The sequence below is a fragment of the Flavobacterium sp. genome, assembly GCF_046296355.1.
Taxonomy (GTDB): Bacteria; Bacteroidota; Bacteroidia; order Flavobacteriales; family Flavobacteriaceae; genus Flavobacterium.
Genome location: NZ_JBKBLM010000025.1, coordinates 12,517 through 37,667, shown reverse-complemented (window position 1 = coordinate 37,667; position 25,151 = coordinate 12,517). Strand labels below are relative to the sequence as shown.

The following is a 25,151-nucleotide window of genomic DNA, read 5'->3' as shown; positions in this document are numbered from 1 at the left end:
AATCCCAATCTTGTATCGAAAACGTTTTCGGTCTTTTCGAAAACGTTTTCGGTGATGATTTCCTAAAATTTTGTTAACTAAAAATATAATTTCGAAAAATAAACCAACAAAAATTACTAATCAAACAAATTACAAATGATGAAAAAAAGTACCTTATTTTTGAAAAGGATATTGTTTTTTATAGCCATAATGCTATGCAATCTCTCTTTTTCACAAAGCAGTAGCTTATCAGGAAAAGTTACCGATGCCAAAGGTGAAGCCGTTGTCGGCGCCAATGTGGTGTTGAGTAGCGGTTCTAAATCTACTTCAACCAATGCCGAAGGAGTATATACCTTTTCGGGCTTGACAGACGGTTCGGTTACAGTAACAGTTTCTTACATCGGTATGGCTACCGAAAAGAAAACGGCTAACTTAAGCGGAAACACCACTTTGGATTTTCAACTACAAGATGATTCTAAAGCATTAGAAGAAGTTGTGGTAACCGGTGTTGTTAATCCGAGAGCCAAAATTAAATCGAGTGTTTCCATCACAACTTTAGATGTGAAACAAGTAGAACAATCAGCGCCAAGATCAACTGCCGAAATCTTCAGAACTATTCCGGGGATTCGCTCAGAATCTTCAGGTGGTGAAGGAAATGCCAATATCTCAGTTCGTGGGGTGCCAATTTCTTCAGGAGGTTCAAAATATTTACAAATTCAAGAAGATGGATTACCGGTATTGTTATACGGTGATATCGCTTTTGCAACGTCAGATATTTTTACCAGATTCGATAGAAATGTTGCCAAAATTGAAGCTATTCGTGGAGGTTCTGCTTCTACACTTTCTTCTAATTCTCCTGGAGGTATTATCAACTTTATCAGCAAAACCGGTAAAACAGAAGGCGGAAGCATGGTGACCAGCTTTGGTTTAGACTATAATGACTTCAGAACAGATTTAGAATATGGTGCTCGTATCGGAGACGGATTGTATTTCCATGCAGGTGGTTTCTACAGAACCGGAGAAGGTGTAAGAAGTCCGGGTTTTACTGCCAATAATGGTGGTCAATTCAAAATGAACCTTACCAAAGAATTCGAAAACGGTTCGGTAACGGTTTACGCTAAATTCTTAAACGACAGAGCGGCGGCTTATATGCCAATGCCTATAAAAGTTACAGGAAGTAATTCTAGTCCGAATTGGAGCAGTATCAGCGGATACGATGCAACATCTGGAACGCAACAATCGCCTTACTTACTACACAATGTAGGTTTAGACGGAAACGGAAACGTAAGAAGAGGCAATGTAGCCGATGGAATGCACCCGGTTTCTAAAACCATCGGAGCTTCTGTTAACTTCGAATTAGCCGAAGGTTGGAAAGTGACCAACAACGGTCGTTTCTCTTCTAACAGCGGACAGTTTATTACTCCATTCCCGGCGGAAGTAGCTTCTGCAGCCACTATTGCTAACTCTTTCGGAGCTGGTTCAACATTGACTTATGCTAACGACGGAACTGCTTTTAACACGCCTAACGGTTTAGTATCAAGAATTCACATGTTTGATGTTGAATTGAACAATTTCAACAATTTCATGAACGATTTAAGAATCACTAAGAAATTTGATAAAGTTGGAGTAACTGCCGGTTATTTCAAATCGATTCAAAATATCTCTATGTCATGGTTGTGGAATTCATACTTACAAGAAGTATCAGACAACAATCCAAGATTAATCAATGTAACTGATGCAGGTGGAAATATGCTTTCTACTAATGGATTGTACGCCTACGGAGTTCCGGCTTGGGGTAATTGTTGTACCAGAAACTATGATACCCAATACAACGTGTCTGCGCCATATGCTAACGTGTCTTTCGAAGCCACCGATAAATTGTCTCTAGAGGGAGGAATTCGTTTTGATATGGGACAAGTAAACGGTTCTTTCGCAGGTTCGTCTCAAACAGTTTATGACATCAATAATGACAACGTAATTTCTGCACCTGAAACTAGTGTTTCTGCTATCAATACAGCCAATACAACAGCTGTTGATTACGACTACGATTATGTATCTTACACTTTAGGAGCTAATTATTTAATCGATGCCGGACAATCTGTTTTTGCTCGTTATAGTAAAGGTGCTTCTGCTAAAGCTGATAGAATTTTATTTTCAGGTTTAGATTACCTTGACGGAGATAAAATCAACTCTTTAGATTATTTAGCGCAAGCGGAATTAGGATACAAAAGAAAATTCTCTAAAGGTTATGTTTATGCTACTTTATTCAGCTCAACCACTACGGAAGAAGGCGGATTTGAAGCCACATCAAACAGCATCATCGAGAATGATTACCGTTCAATGGGTCTTGAGTTAGAAACCTCTTATAACGTTAACAACGATTTGAACTTACGCGGTGGATTTACTTACACTAAAGCCGAAGTTACTTCAGGAGCCAATAATGGTAACGAACCAAGAAGACAACCTAAAATGATGTACAACTTTATCCCAACATACAAATTCGGAAAAGCTAATAATACATTCGGATTGAGCTTTATTGGTCAAACCAAAGCTTATGCACAAGACAGCAACGAATTGGTGATGAACGGATTTGTAATCGTAAACGGATTTGTAGAATTCGGAATTACCAAAGGCTTATCTTTAAACTTAGCCGGTAATAACTTATTCAACACTTTGGCTATTACGGAGTCAGAAGAAGGAAGCATCACAGCCAATACCACTAATATCGTTAGAGCAAGACCATTACCGGGAAGATCACTTTCTATGGCATTGTCTTACAAGTTCTAAAACAACCTTTTCATGTTTAATTTGAGTAATTCCTATACCATAGTTTTATGGTATGGGAATTATTTTTAACCAAAGATTTTTTATCTTTAAATACTTCTTAAAAGTTATTCCAATGAAAAAATCAGTCGCATTATTTTTTTTCTTTATGTTTTTTGCCAGCAATAATTTGTCGGCACAAGAAAATCAGGCCCAAACCACAACAAAATCTGAAAAAACAGTAATGATTGTTTACGGCAGCGACGAGTGCCATCATTGTACAGATACCAAAAAATACCTCAAAGAAAACAACATCGAATTCGTATTTTACGACATCGATAAAAATCAGGATGCGTTGAAAGAAATGCTGTTTAAGTTAAAGCAAGCCAATATCAGCACCAATAATTTGTCCATTCCGGTAATCGATAAACAAGGCGTGATTTTTACCAATAACATTCCGTTTGAAGAATTTCTCAAGAAATTAAATTAACATCATGACTAAAAAAATACACCTAAGCTTTTGGCAAATTATCAATATGAATGTTGGTTTTTTTGGTATTCAATACAGCTTTGGGTTGCAACAAAGTGCTGTTAATCCTATTTACGATTTTTTAGGGGCTCATCCCGATGAAATACCGCTGCTAAATTTAGCCGGACCTTTAACAGGTTTGCTAGTCCAGCCTATTATTGGCGCTTTGAGTGATAAAACGTGGTCGCCAAGATTAGGCGGTAGAAGAAAACCATTTTTCCTAATCGGAGCTTTGATTTGCAGTTTGGCACTTTTTGCTTTCCCGTTTAGCAGTTCTTTATGGATGGCTGCCGGATTACTTTGGATTTTAGATGCAGGAAACAACACCGCCATGGAACCGTATCGCGCTTTTATCGCCGATAAATTAGACGAATCGCAACAGCCTATGGGTTTTCAAGCGCAAAGTTTTTTTACGGGATTCGGACAAACCCTAGCCAATATTTCTCTTTTTATTTTCCCGTTAATTTTTATTGGAACAACCGGTAAATTGCCCACTTGGGTTTTTGCTTCGTTTTTCCTGGGTGCAATTTGTTCTATTGCATCAGTTTGGTGGAGTTCACATACTACCAAAGAAATACCACCAACAGCAGAAGAGCTGCAAAAAATACAATCCGAACGCATTAGTCTTTTTACGCCTTTTATAGACATAGCAAAAGCCGTAAAAGAAATGCCCAAAGTAATGTGGCAACTGGCCTTAGTCTATCTGTTCCAATGGTATGCCCTTTTTTGTTATTGGCAAAATTCGTCCAAAAGCATAGCGCTTTCGGTTTGGAATACAACGCCCGAAAAAGACATGAAATTATATGGAGAAGCAGTCAGCTGGACAGGTTTGGTCAATGGTTGGTATAATGTAGTAACTTTTTTATGTGCCTTTTCCTTAGTTTATTTTGCCAAAAAATATTCGCCAAAATATGTGCATTTCAGCTGTTTGCTATTGGCCGCCATCGGATTTTTAGCATTTCCACACATTCATAATAAATACCTATTGTTCCCTGCCATCACCGGTTTTGGAATTGGTTGGGCCAGCATGATGGGCATTCCTTATTTAATGATTGTGGCCAATATTCCTAAGGAACGTTACGGTGTTTACATGGGAATTATCAATATGATGATTGTCATTCCAATGTTTATACAAACCATCACTTTTGGATTTATAATGAAGCATTTTTTAAATAATGATGCCAGATTAGCCATCACTTTCGCTGGTGTGTTGCTGGTAATCAGTGCTGTTTTAACCCTTTTTATTTCAACCAAAAAACAAGTTCTCAGTGAATAATATCGCCTACCATAAAGCCATTAACTTATTGCGAGATGTTGCCACACCCAATGGTTTTTTGGCCAGTGCCGAAAATACGACCAATTACAAAAGGGTTTGGGCTCGAGACGGCGTCATTTGCGGATTGGCTGCACTAGCTTCAGGCGATGATAAATTGATTGCGACTTTTAAAAATACTTTAGATACTTTGGCTAAAAACCAACATCCCATTGGCACTATTCCTTCCAATGTTTTAATATCTGACGAAAAAAGCGAAGTGAGCTATGGCGGTTTGGCCGGAAGAGTTGATGCCGTTACTTGGTTTATCATAGGCGTTTGCCAATATGCATATTACAAATCTGATGCTGCTATCGTATCCGAATACAATTCCGAAATAGAAAAAGCTTTGGGGTTGTTGGACGCTTGGGAATTCAACAACAAACACCTTTTATACGTGCCGCTTTCCGGAAATTGGGCCGATGAATACATTACTGATGGTTATGTTTTGTACGACCAATTGTTGCGCATTTGGGCTTTAAAAAGTTACAATCATTTTGTAAAAAGTGAGGTGCTTACAGACAAAATCGAAAAAATAACCACCCAAATAGAAATCAATTTCATACCCGATATCAAAGGAGAGAAATACCATGAACGAGCATATAATGAAGTCAGTTTTCAAGATTACATGCCGTGCTCGTTCTCTCCGTCGGGCTACAAAACCCAATTTGATGCTTTTGCCAATTCATTGGTTTTATTGTTGAATATTGGTTCGGCCGAATTCCAAACTAAGCTTTTAAATTATGCTGATACATTGGCTTCAGAAACGCATTTAGGATTATTGCCTGCTTTTTGGCCACCTGTTTTTGAAAATGACGAACATTGGAGTTTACTCAAAAACAATTGCAAATATGAGTTTAGGAATTATCCTTATGAATTTCACAATGCTGGAAGTTGGCCAATGGTCAACGGTTTTTTTGGATTAGCGCTTGTCTCTAAGGGAGAAAAGAAAAAGGCAACAACCATTTTAGAAAAAATAAATGAAGCTAATGCCAAAAAGGACTTTTCATTTTATGAAAATTTCAATACGCAAACATCTGAAACCAATGGGGTTTCTCTTTGTGCTTGGAGCGCTGCGGCTGCAGTATTAGTTAATCAATCATTACATAATAATTTTAAAATATTAATTTAATTTGAAATCAATTGACATCATATGCATAGGCGAAGTGCTAATCGATTTTATTGGACATGAAGTCAATACTTCTATCAATAGAACTAAAGATTATCATCGATTTCTGGGCGGTTCGCCAACCAATGTAGCCGTAAATGCTTCGCGTTTGGGGTTGAATGCAGTACTGGTAGCTTCTTGCGGACAAGATGGTTTAGGCGATTATGTCATACGAAAATTAAAAGCCAATCATGTAAATATTTCCTGTATCGGAAAATCGGAAACCGTACCAACGTCGGTGATTTTTGTGTCTAAATCAACTGAAACACCCGATTTTATTCCGTATCGCCAGGCCGATTGCGAAATTTTTGAAAGTCAATTACCTGATTCAGTAATAGCGGAAGCCAAAATATTTCACACTACTTGTTTTGCTTTAAGCAAGAATCCCGCAAGACAAACGATTTTAAATCGAGCCCAAAAAGCCAAAGCATTAGGGTTGCAACTGAGTATCGATATCAATTTTTCCGAACGCATTTGGCCCGACCGAGAAGAAGCTAAAAAAGTGCTTAAAGAATATTTGGCCAATGATCCGTTAGTAAAATTAAGCGAAGACGATTGTTACCGACTTTTCGCCGCCGTCAAATCAGAAGAATATATTTTCGACTATTTCCATAGTTTAGGCGCTTCGACCATTTGTTTGACCAAAGGAAAAAACGGGGTAGTGGTTTCAGATATTCATCAAGGTTTGTTTTTTCAAAAAGCCATTCCAATAGAGGAAGTAAAGGACACAACCGGCGCCGGTGATGCTTTTTGGACCGGATTTTTATACGCCCAATTGCATCAAAAAAGCTTAGAAGAAACCATGACCGTGGCGCAGAAGTTAGCGGCTATCAAATTGCAAAACGTAGGCAGATTGCCGGATAACATCAACATCAAAGCATTAATCCAAGAATAACCGCCATCCAGAAATTAAGTTAGTTAGAATGCCAAAAAGCTGTAATGATAAATTACGGCTTTTTTGTTTGTGAGTTTGTGTAAAAAGAAATCGTCAAAAATTTCCTTTTTACACCGATACTTCTACCTTTGTAAGTCAGAATAAAACAATCCAAAATGAATAAATACAGTAAGCGAAGAGAAGCACTTTTGTACCACGCCAAACCTACGCCCGGGAAAATTCAAGTAGTGCCTACCAAAAAATATGCGACCCAAAGAGATTTGTCTCTCGCCTATTCTCCCGGAGTTGCTGAACCTTGTTTAGAAATTGCCAAAGACGTCAACAACGTTTATAAATATACCGCCAAAGGAAACCTGGTAGCCGTAATCACTAACGGAACTGCCGTTTTAGGGTTAGGCGATATCGGTCCCGAAGCTTCAAAACCAGTAATGGAAGGGAAAGCATTATTGTTTAAAATCTTTGCCGGAATCGATGTTTTCGATATCGAAGTCGGAACAAAAGACATCGATGCGTTTATCGAAACCGTAAAAAATATTGCACCCACTTTTGGAGGAATCAACTTAGAAGACATTAAAGCACCGGAGTCATTCGAAATCGAAAGACGTTTGGTCGAAGAATTGAATATTCCCGTAATGCACGATGACCAACACGGAACGGCGATAATATCGTCGGCCGCGTTGTTGAATGCTTTAGAAATCGCCAAAAAGAAAACTACCGATGTCAAAATTGTAGTTTCCGGTGCCGGTTCTGCTGCTTTGGCTTGTGCTAATTTGTATATTTTATTGGGCGTCAAAGCCGAAAATATTATCATGTTCGACAAAGACGGTGTGCTTTCTTCTGAACGTACTGATTTGTCCGATTTGCAAAAAAGATATGCTCATGGTAAACCCGGAACGACTTTGGCGGAATCCTTAGTTGGTGCCGATGTTTTTTTAGGTCTTTCTGCCGGTAATATCATGTCGGCCGAAATGCTTTTAGGCATGGCCAAAAACCCTATTGTGTTTGCGATGGCCAATCCTGTTCCGGAAATCGATTATGATTTGGCAGTAAAAACCCGAAAAGACATCATCATGGCTACCGGACGTTCGGATCATCCTAATCAGGTGAATAACGTTTTGGGTTTTCCTTATATTTTCCGTGGAGCTCTAGATGTTAGAGCGACAAAAATCAACGAAGAAATGAAAATGGCAGCGGTACATGCTTTGGCTGAATTAGCTAAAGAACCCGTGCCTGAACAAGTGAATATTGCTTATGGCGAAACCCGTTTGAATTTTGGGAAAGAATACATTATTCCAAAACCATTCGACCCAAGATTGATTACGCAAGTGGCGCCGGCTGTAGCCAGAGCCGCGATGAATTCAGGCGTGGCTTTAAATCCGATTGCCGATTGGGACAAATATGAAGAAGAATTACTAGAACGATTAGGTTCCGATAATAAAATGGTTCGTTTGTTAACCAATAGAGCCAAAACCGATCCAAAACGAGTAGTTTTTGCAGAAGCTGATCATTTAGATGTATTAAAAGCAGCCCAAATTGCATACGAAGAAGGCATTGCTCATCCTATTTTGTTAGGAAATAAAGAATTGATTTTGGAACTCAAAGAAGAACTTGGTTTTGATGCTGATGTGCCTATTTTTGATCCAAAAACAAAAGAAGAAGACCAACGCCGAATGAAATACGCGGAAATTTATTGGCAGTCAAGACAACGAAGAGGAATCTCGTTATTCGATGCTCAGAAATGGATGCGCGAGCGGAATTATTTTGCCGCAATGATGGTAAACGAGGGCGATGCTGACGCTATGGTTTCGGGTTATTCGAGAAGTTATCCTTCAACGGTGAAACCTTTGATGCAATTGATTGGAAAAGCACCCGGAATTACCTTGATTGCAACCACCAATATGATGATGACCAATCGCGGACCAATGTTTTTATCCGATACGGCGATTAACCCGAATCCGACGGCAGATGAACTGGCAAAAATTGCATTGATGACCGCAAAAACCGTTAGAATGTTCGGAATGGAACCCGTGATTGCGATGGTTTCGTTTTCGAATTTTGGTTCATCAGCGCATGAAAGTGCTACCAAAGTTAGAGAAGCTGTAGCTTATTTGCATAAATATTATCCTGATTTAGTGGTGGATGGCGAGATTCAAACCGACTTTGCCTTGAATGCTGAAATGCTCAAAAATAAATTTCCGTTCTCTAAATTGGCCGGAAAAAAAGTTAACACGCTTATTTTCCCGAATTTGGAAGCCGCCAATATCAATTACAAACTGCTGAAAGAGTTATACAAAGTGGATTCTGTTGGGCCAATTATGTTGGGAATGGAGAAAGCAGTTCACATTTTCCAACTAGGTGCCAGTGTTGAAGAAATGGTAAATATGGTAGCCGTTTCGGTGGTTGATGCCCAAGAAAAAGAGAAGAGAAAAAAGATGACAACTAAATAGTTTTTGTAATATTGTTCAGATATTGCAAAGTGTTGATGTCAGTTGAAGAATTTTGCTATATTTGGAATAGATTTCAATTAAAATGATTGCACATATTCAAGGGAAATTAGTAGAAAAAACACCAACGGAAGTTGTAATCGACTGCAATGGTGTGGGCTACCATATTAATATTTCCTTGCACACTTTTTCGTTACTTCCCAACACTGATTTTATTAAGTTATACACGTATCTTCAAATTAAAGAAGATGCTCATTCGCTATTTGGTTTTGTGGAAAAATCAGAAAGGGAATTATTTAAGTTGTTGTTGTCCGTATCAGGAATAGGCGCAAGTATTGCCCGTACCATGCTGTCCTCTTTAGACCCGAAACAAATCATCCATGCCATTGGAGGCGGCGATGTGGGAACCATACAATCCATTAAAGGAATTGGCAATAAAACCGCCCAAAGGGTAATCTTAGATTTGAAAGAAAAAGTGTTAAAAATCTATGATTTAGAAGAAATTTCAGCTTCTCAACACAATATTAGCAGAGAAGAGTCGTTATCTGCTTTGGAGGTTTTGGGTTATGTTAGGAAAAATGCCGAAAAAGTGGTGGATAAAATCATCAAAGAAAACGCTGAAGCCACCGTTGAAACAATAATCAAACAAGCATTAAAAAATTTATAATTCTTGGAAACAATATACGCTACGAAATCATTTTTTAACTTGAAGAAATTCCTTTTGGGAGTGATTTTTCTTGTGGGAGCAAATGCCTTTTCTCAAGTTACGCCAACGCCAACACCAACACCTCAAGACAGTACAGGATATTCTACCGGAAGACTGGAAATCAAAAACCCCAACAGTATTGTTAATGCTTATAAATATGATCCGGTGACCAATCGGTATATTTACACCAGTACTTTTGAAGGATTTAACATCAATTATCCACTTATTTTAACGCCAAAAGAATACCAAGAATTAGTACTTCGCGAATCTATGCGCGAGTATTTTAAGAAAAAATCAGACGCTATTGACGGTAAAAAAGAGGGTAGTGAAGCCGATAAAAAAGATTTATTACCAAGATATTATGTGAATTCAGGGTTCTTTGAAACTATTTTCGGTGGAAATACCATAGATGTAAAACCAACCGGTTCCGTCGAAATGGACTTGGGCGTGCGTTATACCAAACAAGACAATCCGGCATTTTCTCCGCGAAACAGAGCACAAACTACCTTTGATTTCGACCAAAGAATCAGCATGAGTTTGATGGGAAAAGTGGGTACGCGTTTGAATGTAAATGCGAATTACGATACCGAATCGACTTTTGCTTTTCAAAACCTAATCAAATTAGAATACACCCCAACCGAAGACGATATCATTCAGAAAATTGAAGTCGGAAACGTGAGTATGCCGTTGACCAATTCGTTGATACGCGGTGCCCAAAGTTTATTTGGGGTCAAAGCCCAATTGCAATTTGGTAAAACCACCGTAACCGGAGTTTTCTCTGAGCAGAAGTCACAAACCAAATCGGTTTTGGCGCAAGGCGGCGGAACGATTCAGGATTTTGAAATCTTCGGATTAGATTATGACTCAGACAGGCACTTTTTCTTGTCCCAATATTTTAGAAATAATTATGACAGAGCGCTTGAAAGTTATCCTTTAATCAACAGCCGTGTTCAAATAACCCGTATTGAAGTTTGGGTAACCAATAGACAAAATCGCGTAAGCACTACCAACAATAACTTAAGAAATATTATTGCGCTTCAGGATTTAGGAGAAGCTAAATTGAACGGTTTTAACGATGATATCATTGTAGCTGTAGAACAAAACGAAATTGACAACAACAACTTCTTTTTAAGCACGCCGCTTGATGCGCCTTCAGACAATAAAAATAACAAGTACGATCCGGGATTGATTGTAACCGGAGGAGGTATACTTAACTCAAATATCCGCGATATTGTTACTTCTTCCGAAGGGTTTACTTATGCACCGGTAATTCCGCCAACGCCCGAATCTATTGCTGATGAAGGAACAGATTATTCGAAGTTGGAGAATGCCCGAAAATTAGCACCCAACGAATTTACTTTCCACCCGCAATTGGGTTATATTTCCCTGCAACAGCGATTGGCAAACGATGAGGTTTTAGCCGTAGCTTACCAATACACCATCGGAGATGAGGTATACCAAGTGGGAGAATTTGGTACAGACGGTGTAGATGCAACGATTGTAGACGAAACCGATCCTGCTAATCAAACCGTGTCTTCACAGAGTTTGATTTTAAAAATGCTGAAAAGTAACTTGACCAATGTGCAAAAACCAATTTGGAACTTGATGATGAAAAACATCTACCAAATTCCGGGTGCTTTTCAGTTAGAGCAGGAAGATTTCAGGTTTAATATTTTATATACAGATCCTTCGCCAATAAATTACATTACTCCGGTACAGGGAACAACATTCCCAACTACTACTGATCCGGACATGTTAGTGGCGGAAACCCCGTTGCTAAAAGTGTTTAATGTAGACCGACTGAATTATAACAATGACCCGCAAGCAGGAGGTGATGGTTTTTTCGATTTTATGCCTGGCTTAACTGTAGACCAACAAAACGGGCGAATCATTTTTACCACAGTAGAACCTTTCGGGAAATTGATTTTTGACAAACTAAAAACGCCCGGCTCTCCCGAAAATTATTATGGTGACCCAAATAGTTCAATTGATTATAATGCCAACCAACAAAAATATGTTTTCAGAAGCATGTATTCGAGTACACAGGCTGGGGCTTTACAAGATGCTGCTAAAAATAAATTCCAATTAAAAGGAAGATTTAAATCGGCTGGTGGTGATGGTATTCCAATTGGAGCTTATAATGTTCCAAGAGGTTCAGTTGTTGTTACTGCGGGTGGAAGAGTTTTACAAGAAGGCATTGATTATAGTGTAAATTACCAAGCAGGAAGAGTTCAAATCCTAGACCCTTCGTTACAAGCGTCAAATACACCGATTCAGGTTTCTGTAGAAAACAACGCCACTTTTGGTCAACAAACCAGAAGGTTTATGGGGATTAATGTTGAACACAAGTTTTCGGATAAGTTCTTGGTAGGTGGTACTTTTATCAAAATGACCGAAAGACCTTTTACTCAAAAATCCAATTACGGACAAGAATCTGTTAACAATACAATTTTTGGATTCAATGCCAATTATTCTACGGAGATTCCTTTTTTAACCAGATTGGCCAACAAGTTGCCTAATGTGGATACAGATGTGCCGTCAAACTTATCGGTAAGAGGAGAAGTTGCCTTTTTACAACCGGATACGCCAAAAGCAGATCAATTTCAAGGAGAAGCTACCGTTTATGTAGATGATTTTGAAGGTTCTCAGACTACTATTGATATGCGTTCTCCATTATCATGGACATTGTCCAGCGTACCGAAATGGCAATCCGGTGTAAGTTATCCCGATTTTGGTTCAACATCAGCGGATTTAAATTATGGACACAAAAGAGCCAAACTAAATTGGTACACCATTGACCCGACTATTTATGTACAAACGCCGGGAGATATTGGCCAAGACGGGATCTCTTTAAACAGCACGCGTAGAATTTTCAACAGAGAATTATTTCCGAATGAGGAACTTAGCGTAGGGCAAACAACTGTAATTAACACTCTAGATTTAACCTATTATCCACAAGAAAGAGGACCTTATAATTATAATCCTGAAGCATTGAATCCGTCAGGGTTTTTAAACCCTGAAAATAATTTTGGAGGGATTACTCGTGCGATTAATTCAACCAACTTTGAACAAAGCAATGTAGAATACATTCAGTTTTGGGTGATGGATCCTTATTATGATCCGGCCAACCCTTCGGCTGTTCCGAGTAATACCAATGTGGGCCAGCTGTATTTCAACTTAGGAGAAATCTCAGAAGATATATTGAAAGATGCGCGCAAACAGTATGAAAATGGTTTGCCTTCCAATGCTACTTCCACCGCACTGACTAGTCCAACGGTTTGGGGTAGAGTTCCTTCTTCTCAATCTTTGATTTATGCTTTTGATGTGGACGGTGCCAATAGAGCAGCACAAGACGTTGGTTATGACGGTATCAATGATGATGCTGAAAGAAACTTAGAGGATATTGGTGGCTATGCCACTTTAACCGATCCGGCAGCGGATAATTATCAGTACTTTTTAAGTGCTCCGGGAACCAGTGTTCAGGAACGCTACAGAGACTACAATGGTTTGGAAGGTAATTCGCCGGTAAGTGTTTCTGATGCCAATAGAGGTTCAACCACTATTCCGGATGTAGAAGACATTAACCGAGACAATACCATGAATACGGTGGATGCTTATTATGAGTATAAAATCGATATCCAACCTAATATGGTTGTAGGTCAAAATTATATCACTGACATAAGAGAGACCGAAATTCCCGACTTGCCTAACGGCACCACTACTAGTGCACGTTGGTATCAATTTAAAATACCCGTATCGCAACCTACCACTACCGTAGGAAGTATTTCCGATTTTCGCTCTATCCGTTTTATGAGAATGTTCATGACCGGATTTACTGCGCCGGTGACCCTTCGTTTTGGGGCTTTGGATTTGGTTCGTGGCGAATGGAGAAGATATGACCAATCATTCCAACCAACTGATAATGATCCGGATGATGATGACACCAACTTTGACGTATTGGCTGTAAATATTCAGGAAAATGCTCAAAGAGTGCCAATTCCTTATGTTTTGCCTCCGGGAGTTGTTCGTGAAGAAGCCAACAATAACAATCAAGTCATTAGCCAAAATGAGCAATCTTTATCTTTAAGAGCTTCAGGTGATGGTTTGGAAGTTGGTGATTCAAGAGCCGTATTTAAAAATGTCCAAGTCGATATGCGTCAGTTCAACAAACTGAGAATGTTTTTACACGCAGAAGCCTTGCCAACCGATGCTTCTCCGCTTCAAGATGACCAAATGTCGGCCTTTATCCGTTTCGGAAATGACTTCACCAATAACTATTACCAAGTTGAGATTCCTTTGAAAGTAACCGTTCCTAGTGTCGGTTCGGCAGATCCCGAATTAATTTGGCCGGAAGAAAACGAAATCAATTTGGCTATGACTTTATTGACCAGAATGAAAGTCCAGGCGCTAAGCTTTGATTTCACTTCTTTGCCACCTGCAGCTGACGGAGTTTACTATCCGGATGATAATACCACCGATGGGGATGGAGATGATGTATTAAGATTAGGAATCAAAGGAAATCCAAACTTCGGTCTGGTAAGAACCTTGATGGTCGGAATCAAAAATAACCACACCGATAGGGTTAGAGGGGAAGTTTGGTTCAACGAATTGCGTATCGCAGACATGAACAACAAAGGCGGTATGGCCGCAGTTTTAAATGTGGATTCTAATATGGCTGACTTTGCCACAATTTCGGCTACGGGAAGAATGAGTACCATTGGTTTTGGTGCTCTAGAAGAAGGGCCAAACGAAAGAAGCAGAGAAGATGTTCAACAATATAATATTGTAACTAATTTTAGTTTAGGCAAATTATTACCAAAAAAATGGGGTATCAATTTACCTTTCAATTATGCCGTTGGAGAGGAAACAATTACGCCGGAATATGATCCTTTTAACCAAGATATCAGGTTAGAGCAGTTGATAAATAATACTGCGGATGCAGCTGAAAGAGACAATATCAGAAACCGCGCGATTGATTATACCAAAAGAACCAGTATTAATTTTATAGGGGTTAAAAAAGAACGTGCCGCTGAGCAAAAACCACGCATTTACGATCCGGAAAATTTGACACTTTCGTATTCCTATAATGAAGTGGAAAAACACAATTATGAAATCGAAAACTATATCGACCAACAAGTAAGCACTTCTGTTGATTATACTTATGCCTTCAAACCAAAAACAATAGAACCATTCAAGAAAAGCAAGTTTTTCAAGAAAAGTGAGTATTGGAAAATGTTGAGTGATTTTAACTTCAACTATCTTCCGGCAAGTATTTCATTCAGTTCCAATATTATCAGACAATACAACAGACAACAGTTCAGACAAGTTGATGTTGACGGCATACCATTAGACCCATTATTCAGAAGAAACTATATGTTTAATTACCAATATGGTTTCAACTATAACATTACAAAAGCCCTAAAAGTAAATTTCACAGCTGCGTCACACAATATCGTTCGCTCTTACTTAAATGAAGACAACGTACCGGATAACAGTTATACCATTTGGACAGATTTTTGGAATATCGGAACGCCTAATCAACACAACCAACAGATTGTAGTGAATTACGATTTGCCAATCAACAAATTGCCTTTCTTGGCTTTTGTCAAATCGAGTTATTCTTATACCGGTGATTACAGTTGGCAGCGTGCTTCTTTAGCCATGCAAAGTGTGCCGTCTGTTGATGACCCGAATGTTTTCAATAATTTAGGAAACACTATTCAAAATTCAGGGTCACACCGTTTGAATACGGCTTTCAATATGGAGACTTTTTACAAATACATCGGATTGGGTAAAAAACCGGCATCGGCACCATCAAGACCGGCCGCCTTACCAAAACCGGGAGAGAAAATCACCAATACCAAAGCACAACCTGCAGGCAATACTAATGTGTTTTTGGATGGATTGAAAGGAGTTCTGACCAGTATCAAAAATGTTCAGATTAACTATACTCGAAATGAAGGAACGATGCTACCCGGATTCTTGCCTAGTTTAGGATTCTTTGGATCGGCCAAACCGAGTTTAGGTTTCGTTTTTGGAGCACAAGACGACATTCGTTATGAAGCCGCCAAAAGAGGTTGGTTAACCGACTATCAAGCTTTCAACCAAAACTACACTCAAGTTATTACCAAAACATTGGAAATGACCGCTAATGTGGATTTGTTCCCTGATTTCAAAATCGATTTGACTGCCAATAGAACTTATGCTGAAAACTATTCTGAACAATACGATGTTGATCAGAATACGATGCAATATATGCCACGTTCTCCTTATAGTTTTGGAAATTTCTCTATCTCAACAGTTATGATAGCCACTTCTTTCAGTAAAAGCGATGAAAATGGTTCGGCCACTTTTGATGATTTCAGAAATAACCGTTTAATTGTTGCCGACAGATTAGCGGCTCAATATTATGGTGGTGGCACGATTCCAAGATACGGCGATGCGATTCCGTTACCATCAGATCCAAATTATGATTTTTATGTCGCAAATGCCGAATATCCGATAGGTTTTGGGAAAAATAACCAAGCGGTTTTAGTTCCAGCGTTTTTAGCGGCTTATACCGGCGCTTCGGCCGATGGAGTTTCTTTAGGTGCTTTTAGAAATATCCCAATTCCAAACTGGAATGTTAAATACAGTGGGTTGATGCGCTATAAGTTCTTCAAAGATACTTTCAAACGTTTCTCCATTCAACACGCCTATAGAGCTTCTTATACCATAAATTCTTTCCGTTCTAATTTTGATTACAGCGCTACCAATAATGGTCAAGACAATGGCGGTATTGGTAACTTCTACAATAAAACGATTATTGCCAACATCAACTTGGTAGAACAATTCAACCCGTTAGTTCGACTTGATTTTGAAATGAAAAATTCCTTTAAAATTCTAGCCGAAATGAAAAAAGACAGAAGTTTATCAATGAGTTTTGATAATAATTTGTTGACCGAAGTGCAAGGTCATGAATACATACTTGGTTTGGGTTACCGATTTAAAGATGTGATTTTCTCCTCTCAACTGGCCGATGATCCATCCGGTATTATCAAAAGTGATATCAATGTAAAAGTTGATTTCTCATACAGAAATAACAAAACCATAGTGCGTTACTTAGATTATGACAACAACCAATTAGGCGGTGGTCAAAACATTTGGTCAGCCAAGTTAACCGCCGATTATTCATTTAGCAAAAACCTAACAGCCATTTTCTTTTATGACCATTCGTTCTCTAAACCGGTAATTTCAACCTCGTTCCCGCTAACCAACATCAGAACCGGATTTACCATGCGCTATAATTTCGGAAATTAATAAAGTTTTGAGCTAAAGATTTTATTAATCTCTGCAGAAATTATACTTTTGAGGAAAATTTTAAAACAACACAAAAAACAAACAAACTAATGAATATACCAAGTAATTTAAAGTATACCAAAGACCACGAATGGGTTTTAATTGATGGTGATGTTGCGACAGTAGGAATTACAGATTTCGCCCAAAAAGAATTAGGCGATATCGTATATGTTGAAGTCGAAACTTTAGACCAAACGCTAGATAAAGATGAGGTGTTCGGAACTGTTGAAGCAGTAAAAACGGTATCAGATTTGTTTTTGCCACTTTCAGGCGAAATCATCGAATTCAACGAAGACCTAGAAGTAACTCCGGAAAATGTGAATTCAGACCCATACGGAAAAGGTTGGATGATTAAATTAAAAATCAGCAACCAAGATGAAATCGGCGAATTGCTTTCAAGTGATGATTATAAAGCCTTAATCGGTGCTTAAAAAAACAATACTAAGTCTGGCCATTGGCTGGACTTTTTTAATAGCCGTTTTGTGTTTGGTCAAATTTGGTGATTTGCCAACAATTAAAGTTTCCGGTTTTGACAAGTATGGTCATTTTAGCTTTCATTTTGTTTTTACTATGCTTTGGGGTTACTATACTTGGCTTAAGCAACACTTGCTTAGCTTCAGAAAACTATTAGTTATAGTAATGATTTCACTTTGTTACGGAATCTTAATCGAGTTTTTACAAGAAACTTGTACCCAAACAAGACAAGCCGATGCGCTGGATGTATTGGCTAATTTTAGCGGAGCTATGACCGCTTTGTTGGTTTTTGTTTTGCTAAAGAAAGTAAAAAGAATATAAATCTGACCATCCTCACGGATAACCCTAAATGCCCGTCTTGTTTTTTAAGAATGAGACGGATTTTTTTTTACTTTTATGGCATGAAATCGCCACTAACTAGGAGTTTGTCGAAAACAATTGAAAATCATCGAATACCAACGAAGAATAAAATCATTGTGAGATAAACACCAATTAATAAAAAGCGATACCATTTATACCTACTGACAGATTGATTTTTACCTATATGAATATAAAACAGTATCTCGATTCTACCTATTTAAAAACAGCAAGCCAATCCGGTTTGTCGGAAGCAGAGAATGACACGATTGTTCAAGGTTTTATTCAGGAAGCTATTGAAGAAGGTTTTAAATTAATTATGATTAGACCCGATAAAGTTAAAATGGCAAAAGCGATGATTGTTAAAGCCAAATCTAAATTGTTTATCGGAACCGTGATTTCTTTTCCGGAAGGAACCAATTCATTAGAAGAAAAATTAGCCGAAGCCCAACAAGCTATTGAAGACGGCGTTGACGAAATTGATTATGTGTGTAATTACGAGGCATTCAAAAAAGGCGAAACCGATTTGGTAAAAGCAGAAGTATTGCAAGGCACCAAACTGGCATTCGAACACCATAAAGTAGCCAAATGGATTATCGAAGTAGCTGCTTTAACGGATGCTCAGATTATTCAAATTTCGGCTTTGATAAAAAATGTAGTCATCGCTAATTTTAAAGAAGATTGCTACCCGAATGTTTTTGTGAAATCGTCTACCGGTTTTTACAAAACAGAAAATAATTTACCCAATGGCGCTACTTTTCATACAATTGTCATGATGCTCGAAAACGCTTCACCTTTACCCGTAAAAGCAGCCGGTGGCGTACGCACTTATGAAGAAGCAGAAGAAATGATTCGTTTGGGTGTAAAACGCATTGGTACTTCTGCCGCCAAAACTATTGCTCATGGTCAAATCGCCTCGGGCAATTATTAATATTATTATTCCATTACAATGAAAAAGATATTCTCCATTTTATTTCTATTTACATTAGTTTCCAACGCCCAAGTAAGGCAAAAAAACACCGAGCGATTTCCGGTATTTCCGGCTTGTGAAGGCATGGAATTTTCGACTTTAGAGACTTGTTTTTATAACGAAGTGCAAACCTTTGTGTACAACAATTTCAAAGTGCCCGACAATTTAAAACAAAGCAATTTCAAAGGAAATGTCATCGTTCTTTTTGAAGTAACCGACCAAGGAAATTTCAAGGTGATTTATGTCGATGCCGTTGACGAAACATTAATAGCAGAAAGCAAAAGGGTTTTTGGGCAAATGCCAAAAATAAGTCCGGCCACTTATAACGGCAATCCGACTTATGCGAAATACACGATTAAAATTGCCATTCCACTACAAAGTGTGGCCGAAATGCAAGCACAAAAAGAAGCTGAAAAGGTATTAGAGAAAACGGCTCCGGTATATAAACCTAACGACAAGTTTTTAACCGAATTGGACAGCATTAAGTATAAAAAATTTGACAATCCTCAGTTTCAAAGTCATTTGAATATTTCGTTTTCGCACAGTTATTATGCGCAGTTTGATGATGAATTAAACCAAGTTGGGGCCAACAATCATACGGCATCAAAACCATTTTCATATTCGGATGTTTCCAAATATTACGATTTGGCTGCCGAAAATCAAAAATTAGCCAAGAACAAGCAAAGTTGGGGGGGCAAGAAGTTTTGGAATGAAAATTTGGTCCAAATCCAAGGTGAAGACTATTGGTTTACCCTAAACCCGATTTTAGATTTACAATTTGGAAAAAGCGACCCAAGTGAAGCCAGTTATACCTATGTCAATACGCGTGGAATTCAGTTCAATGGTGGATTAGGTAAAGAAATTAATTTCACTACAACCGTTTATGAAAGCCAAGGTCGTTTTGCCGATTATTTCAATCGCTATGCTGAATCGCTTGCACCTGCTGGTGGAAATCCAGCAATTATTCCCGGAATTGGTATTGCAAAAAGTTTCAAATCGGATGCGTATGATTTTCCTTTGGCGGAAGCCAATTTGGCCTATACACCAAGTAAGTTTATCAATATGAATTTGGGTTACGGTCGCAATTTTATTGGCGATGGCTATCGTTCGCTCTTGCTTGGTGATGGCGCGAGTCCGTATCCTTATTTTAAGTTGAACACTTCTTTTTGGAAGATAAAATACACCAATATTTACACTTGGCTAAAAGACGTTCGTCCGGATGTTACTTTAGACCGAACTTATGCCACCAAATTTGCAGCCAGCCATTATTTGAGTTTGAATGTGACCAAAAGATGGAACATTGGCTTGTTTGAATCGGTGGTTTGGACTAATAAAAACAATCGTGGTTTTGACATGAGTTTTGTGAATCCGATTATTTTTTATCGTTCGGTGGAGTTTGCTTCTTCGGCTCGAAGTGGGAATGCTTTGTTAGGCCTGACTTCTAAATTAAAGTGGAACAACCAAATACAGTTTTACGGACAGTTTTTGTTGGATGAATTTTCTTTGAACGATATCAAAGCAGGAGATAAGAGTTGGAAGAATAAATTTGGTTACCAATTGGGCGCCAAATATTTCAATGCCTTCAACATCAAAAACCTTTTACTGCAAGCCGAATACAATGTCGTTCGACCTTATGTGTATGCCCACAGTGAAGCGATAACCAATTATGGGCACAACAACCAAAGTTTGGGTCACCAATGGGGAGGAAACTTCAGAGAATTGATTGCCATTGCCAGATATCACAACGGACGTTATTTTGCTGATGCTAAAATCACCATAGGAGAACGCGGATTGGATTTTAACAACGCAACCGACACCTATAATTATGGTAGCGACATTTACAGAGACTATGATTTACAAAGACCTTATGACATTGGAGTGGTTATAGGTCAAGGAAACAAAACCAATATTTTCATCGCCGATTTGCAAGCAGGTTATTTAATTAATCCGGTCACAAATATGAAATTGTACGGTAGCTTAATCTACAGAAATTTTACACCGGCTACCGAAACTGCTTTAGCGGTAAAAGAGAGCACCACTTGGTTCTCTATCGGGTTGAGATGTGATATCTTCAATTGGTATTTTGATTATTAGGCATTTTGAAGTCCGTGCTTAACGGCTAAGCTGTTGCTTATCAGCAGTATTTTTTGTTTTTATTTAAGTTGAAACGATTGTTAAACTAATGCTAAAGTTATTTGGGCAGTAATATTTTGTTTAACTTTGTGTTGAAATAATTAAACAAAACCTGTTTCTTTATTTAACCCAAATCGTTTCCTACTAGTTTTTTTAACCATTTTTTTATTTGGTTACGCTTTTTTTGAAAATTAACAATTTCAATATTAACACAAAAACTATTCACTATGAAAAACAAAAACTTCAAAACAATTGCTGCTTTAAGAGCATTAGTATTAACCGCTTTCATTTCATTAGCCTTTTCTTCTTGTTCAACTGATGAAAATATTTCTGAAGATACAACTGCCTCAAAACTTTCAATTAAACAGACTTTTGATGAAATCAATCGTGCTCCGGCACCAGGAAATACATCTATAGCCGGTATTGCTGTTGGGGCAGGATTTAATGAATTGGTTTCTGCTTTAGTATATGTAGATAGCGAACTTAATACTGGTTTGGTTAATCTTTTCGCTAATGGAACAGAACAATACACAGTATTTGCTCCGACAGATCAAGCGTTCCAAAATTTGTATGCAGCATTAAATGTTGACAGTATTACAGATCTTCCAGCGCCACTGGTTCGCGATGTTTTATTATATCATGTAACGGAAGGTAGACGTGCTGCGAACAGTGTTGTGCCAAAAAGAGGTACTCGTGAAATAACTACGCTTTTGGGAAGTTCATTTTCGGTAACACCAACTGGGTCTATTAATGCAATAGGAAATACAGCTAACATAACAACGGCGAATATTTCTGCTTCAAACGGTATTATACATGTAATTGATACAGTAATATTACCTATTAATTAATTTATAGTTAGATAATTTTACCTTGGAAAGAGATCAATAGCAATTGGTCTCTTTTTATTTATAATCTATCAATGAAAATTTAATTTAAAAAGCAGATTTTCTTATTGTAATACTAAATAATATAAGCTTATACAGTCAGGTATTTAGCTACTACAATTTTCTTCTTTTTTGAGCATTATTTTATGAAATGTTTTTTTGTCAAATCGTTTTCTATAAAGTACCTTTGCGACAGTTTTTAAAACTTCGATGAACGCGACTGCTACTACATTTTCTCTTAAACAAATTGCGATTGATTTCAAGGAAATCACCAAGGCAGGTTTAGCTATCAGCGTGGTTTTTTCTTCAATAGCCGGTTATTTACTTGGCGTTGTGGATTTTCAGGATTTAAAAGTAACTACTTTATTGATGTTGGCTATTGGCGGTTACTGTATGGTTGGCGCTTCTAATGCTTTCAATCAAGTTATCGAAAAAGACTTGGATGCTTTGATGGACCGAACTAAAAACCGTCCGGTAGCTTCTGGGAGAATGTCGCCGAATCACGCATTGTTTGTAGCTAGTTTGTTGACGATTATCGGTTTGGTTTTATTGTACATGATTAATCCGAAATCGGCCATGTTTGGAGCGATTTCCATTTTTTTATACACCAGCATTTATACACCGTTAAAGGTTCACACGCCACTTTCGGTTTTTGTGGGTGCTTTTCCGGGTGCTATTCCTTTTATGTTGGGTTGGGTTGCGGCTACGGACCATTTTGGGATTGAAGCGGGAACACTTTTTTTGATACAATTTTTTTGGCAGTTTCCTCATTTTTGGGCCATTGGTTGGTTCTTGTATGAAGACTACCAGAAGGCAGGATTTTTTATGTTGCCAACGGGTAAAAAAGATACATCGACGGCTTTGCAGACCATTTTATATTCGGTTTGGTTATTGGTGGCTTCTTTATTGCCAAGTTTAGGCTATACCGGACGATTATTTATTTCGCCAATTGCGGCAGGAATTGTATTTTTGCTCGGGCTTTGGATGATTTATTACGCGGTAAAGTTATACCAACTCAGAACCGCCAAAGCTGCCAGAACGCTAATGTTGGTCAGCGTTTCGTATATTACTTTGTTACAAATAGTTTATATTACAGATAAATTTTTAAGATAGTTATGGCAACAACAACGATGTCTGCGGATGAGCATAAAGACAGAACAGCACGTTCAAAAAAATTACTTTTATGGTTTGCCATGGCCAGTATGACCATGATGTTTGCGGGAATTACCAGTGCATTTGTAGTAAGCAAGTCAAGGGAAGATTGGATGAATGATTTCCAAATGCCGGTGGCTTTTTACTTTAGTACTTTGGCTATTATTTTATGTAGCGTTACCTTTCATTTGGCCAAAAAAGCCATTGAAAAAGACAATCGCAGTGCAACAACTAATTTTCTTTTGTTGGCTTTAGGCTTGGGAATCACCTTTGTGTTTTTACAGTTTAAGGGTTTCGATCAGTTGATAGAACAAGGGTATTATTTCACCGGACCGGAGAGTAATATTGCAACAACTTTTCTTTATGTAATTGCTGTGGTGCACTTGGCTCACCTGGCCGGAGGAATGATTTCGCTTTTAATCATAATTTATAATCATTTTAAACAAAAATACAATTCAAGTCAAACGCTTGGAATTGAGCTAGGTGCAATGTATTGGCACTTTCTTGATTTCTTGTGGATTTGTTTGTTTTTCTTTTTATATTTCTTTAAATAAGAAAAAAAATCTAAATTTGGGAACTTTTTAACTATTAACTTTTATGGGAGCTACAGTTACTACTGGAAATACAAACGAAAATACTTGGGGCGGCGGAAATGAGCCAATGGGTGCCAGTTATGGTAAATTGATGATGTGGTTTTTTATCGTATCGGATGCCTTAACTTTCTCCGGATTCCTTGCTGCATACGGTTTTTCAAGATTTAAATTTATTGACAATTGGCCAATTGCCGACGAAGTGTTTACCCACTTCCCGTTTATGCATGGTGTAGACGCACCGATGTATTATGTAGCCTTGATGACCTTTATCTTGATTTTCTCTTCGGTAACAATGGTATTAGCCGTTGATGCCGGACACCAAATGAAACAGAAGAAAGTAGCATTTTATATGTTGCTGACTATTGTTGGTGGTTTAATCTTCGTAGGTTCTCAAGCTTGGGAATGGAAAAATTTCATCAAAGGAGAATTTGGCGCTATCGAAACCAAAGGCGGAAGTATCATTCAATTCGTTGATAAAACAGGGAAAAGAGTTAAATTAGAAGACTTTGTGGTTCAACTTCCGGAAGCGAGAGAAGAGCATAAAAGCAGTAATGGAATTTGGTTTGAAGAAGAAGGTTCATTACCGACTTATTCTGTGGCCGAAGTGCAAGCAGGGTTTAAAGCGCATCCAGAATTATTGGTCAGAACAGAAAAAATCTACAGAGATACACCGGAAGACAAAGCCAACAAAGCATTACAACCGGGATTGAATAAAAACAAACACAGAGAAATTCTAACAAGAGCCGAATCAGAAGTGATGGTTGGAAACGCTCATTTAGTAGTAGAAGGTGCCAACTTAGAAAGAAACGAATACGGCAGCAAGTTGTTTGCTGATTTCTTCTTCTTTATTACAGGATTCCACGGATTCCACGTATTCTCCGGAGTAATTATCAATATCATTATTTATTTCAATGTTCTCTTGGGAACCTATGAAAAAAGAAGAAACTATGAAATGGTTGAGAAAGTGGGACTTTATTGGCACTTTGTTGATTTAGTTTGGGTATTCGTATTTACATTCTTCTACTTAGTTTAATTATAGAAAACTTACATTATTATGTCACACGCACACGAACATGTATCAAATACATCAAGAATCTGGAAAGTTTTTACTTTTCTATCATTTGTAACTATTGTCGAGGTTTATTTAGGAATCATAAAGCCTGACTTTTTATATTTAAAAAACTTTTTAAGCATGAATTTGCTTAATTGGATATTTATTATTTTAACCTTGGTGAAAGCCTATGGTATTACTTGGGCATTCATGCACATGGAAGCTGAAAAATCTAGTTTGCGTTGGGCTGTAGTGGCCACCGTTATTTTCCTTGTATTATATTTACTTTTTATATTGTTAGTCGAAGCAGATTATATCTACGGGATTTTTAAAGATTCTACTATAAAATGGAATTTTTAACATTATATTAATTCAAAAAAAAGTCCCGAATCATTCGGGATTT

17 protein-coding genes are annotated in these 25,151 nt (G+C 37.9%); all 17 read left to right on the top strand.

Translation table 11 applies throughout. The features are described from left to right. Window positions 1-135: 135 nt before the first annotated feature. The 17 genes from ACK4HO_RS10060 (at window position 136) to ACK4HO_RS09980 (ending at window position 25,108) form a co-directional block, all read left to right on the top strand. The gene (locus ACK4HO_RS10060) at window positions 136-2,766 is read left to right on the top strand and encodes a TonB-dependent receptor domain-containing protein (RefSeq protein WP_409665444.1); all 2,631 of its coding nucleotides are present in this window, start codon (window positions 136-138) and stop codon (window positions 2,764-2,766) included. Between the two features lie 112 nt (window positions 2,767-2,878). Next, window positions 2,879-3,232, top strand: a complete 354-nt coding sequence (locus tag ACK4HO_RS10055) for a glutaredoxin family protein (protein ID WP_409665442.1) — start codon at window positions 2,879-2,881, stop codon at window positions 3,230-3,232. A gap of 4 nt (window positions 3,233-3,236) precedes the next feature. After that, window positions 3,237-4,547: an MFS transporter gene (locus tag ACK4HO_RS10050; protein WP_409665440.1), complete on the top strand. Its 1,311-nt coding sequence runs from the start codon at window positions 3,237-3,239 to the stop codon at window positions 4,545-4,547. Then, the gene (locus tag ACK4HO_RS10045) at window positions 4,540-5,715 is read left to right on the top strand and encodes a glycoside hydrolase 100 family protein (protein WP_409665438.1); all 1,176 of its coding nucleotides are present in this window, start codon (window positions 4,540-4,542) and stop codon (window positions 5,713-5,715) included. The genes ACK4HO_RS10050 and ACK4HO_RS10045 overlap by 8 nt, the downstream gene beginning before the upstream one ends. A gap of 1 nt (window position 5,716) precedes the next feature. Further along, on the top strand, window positions 5,717-6,646 hold the full coding sequence (locus ACK4HO_RS10040; protein ID WP_409665436.1) for a carbohydrate kinase family protein: 930 nt from the start codon (window positions 5,717-5,719) through the stop codon (window positions 6,644-6,646). A 155-nt stretch (window positions 6,647-6,801) separates the two neighbouring features. After that, window positions 6,802-9,093, top strand: a complete 2,292-nt coding sequence (locus ACK4HO_RS10035; RefSeq protein WP_409665434.1) for an NADP-dependent malic enzyme — start codon at window positions 6,802-6,804, stop codon at window positions 9,091-9,093. 82 nt (window positions 9,094-9,175) lie between these two features. Next, window positions 9,176-9,757 (top strand): Holliday junction branch migration protein RuvA, encoded by a 582-nt coding sequence (gene ruvA / locus ACK4HO_RS10030; protein ID WP_409665432.1) that lies wholly within the window; start codon window positions 9,176-9,178, stop codon window positions 9,755-9,757. A gap of 39 nt (window positions 9,758-9,796) precedes the next feature. Continuing rightward, a complete protein-coding gene (gene sprA / locus ACK4HO_RS10025) occupies window positions 9,797-17,095 on the top strand; it encodes a cell surface protein SprA (protein ID WP_409665457.1) in 7,299 nt (2,432 codons plus the stop codon). An 89-nt stretch (window positions 17,096-17,184) separates the two neighbouring features. After that, a complete protein-coding gene (gene gcvH / locus ACK4HO_RS10020; RefSeq protein ID WP_409665430.1) occupies window positions 17,185-17,565 on the top strand; it encodes a glycine cleavage system protein GcvH in 381 nt (126 codons plus the stop codon). A 73-nt stretch (window positions 17,566-17,638) separates the two neighbouring features. Continuing rightward, window positions 17,639-17,929, top strand: coding sequence for a VanZ family protein (locus ACK4HO_RS10015; RefSeq protein ID WP_409665428.1), 291 nt, complete (start codon window positions 17,639-17,641; stop codon window positions 17,927-17,929). 223 nt (window positions 17,930-18,152) lie between these two features. Beyond that, window positions 18,153-18,896: a deoxyribose-phosphate aldolase gene (gene deoC, locus ACK4HO_RS10010; RefSeq protein ID WP_409665426.1), complete on the top strand. Its 744-nt coding sequence runs from the start codon at window positions 18,153-18,155 to the stop codon at window positions 18,894-18,896. Between the two features lie 18 nt (window positions 18,897-18,914). Further along, window positions 18,915-21,029, top strand: a complete 2,115-nt coding sequence (locus ACK4HO_RS10005) for a gliding motility protein RemB (RefSeq protein ID WP_409665424.1) — start codon at window positions 18,915-18,917, stop codon at window positions 21,027-21,029. A 266-nt stretch (window positions 21,030-21,295) separates the two neighbouring features. Next, window positions 21,296-21,916 (top strand): fasciclin domain-containing protein, encoded by a 621-nt coding sequence (locus tag ACK4HO_RS10000; protein WP_409665422.1) that lies wholly within the window; start codon window positions 21,296-21,298, stop codon window positions 21,914-21,916. 246 nt (window positions 21,917-22,162) lie between these two features. Next, window positions 22,163-23,065: a heme o synthase gene (gene cyoE, locus ACK4HO_RS09995; protein WP_409665420.1), complete on the top strand. Its 903-nt coding sequence runs from the start codon at window positions 22,163-22,165 to the stop codon at window positions 23,063-23,065. 2 nt (window positions 23,066-23,067) lie between these two features. After that, complete coding sequence (locus tag ACK4HO_RS09990; protein ID WP_409665418.1) at window positions 23,068-23,658, top strand: heme-copper oxidase subunit III; 591 nt, start codon at window positions 23,068-23,070, stop codon at window positions 23,656-23,658. Between the two features lie 43 nt (window positions 23,659-23,701). Beyond that, window positions 23,702-24,730: a cytochrome c oxidase subunit 3 gene (locus ACK4HO_RS09985; protein WP_409665415.1), complete on the top strand. Its 1,029-nt coding sequence runs from the start codon at window positions 23,702-23,704 to the stop codon at window positions 24,728-24,730. A 21-nt stretch (window positions 24,731-24,751) separates the two neighbouring features. After that, window positions 24,752-25,108, top strand: a complete 357-nt coding sequence (locus ACK4HO_RS09980) for a cytochrome C oxidase subunit IV family protein (RefSeq protein WP_409665412.1) — start codon at window positions 24,752-24,754, stop codon at window positions 25,106-25,108. Window positions 25,109-25,151 lie beyond the last annotated feature (43 nt).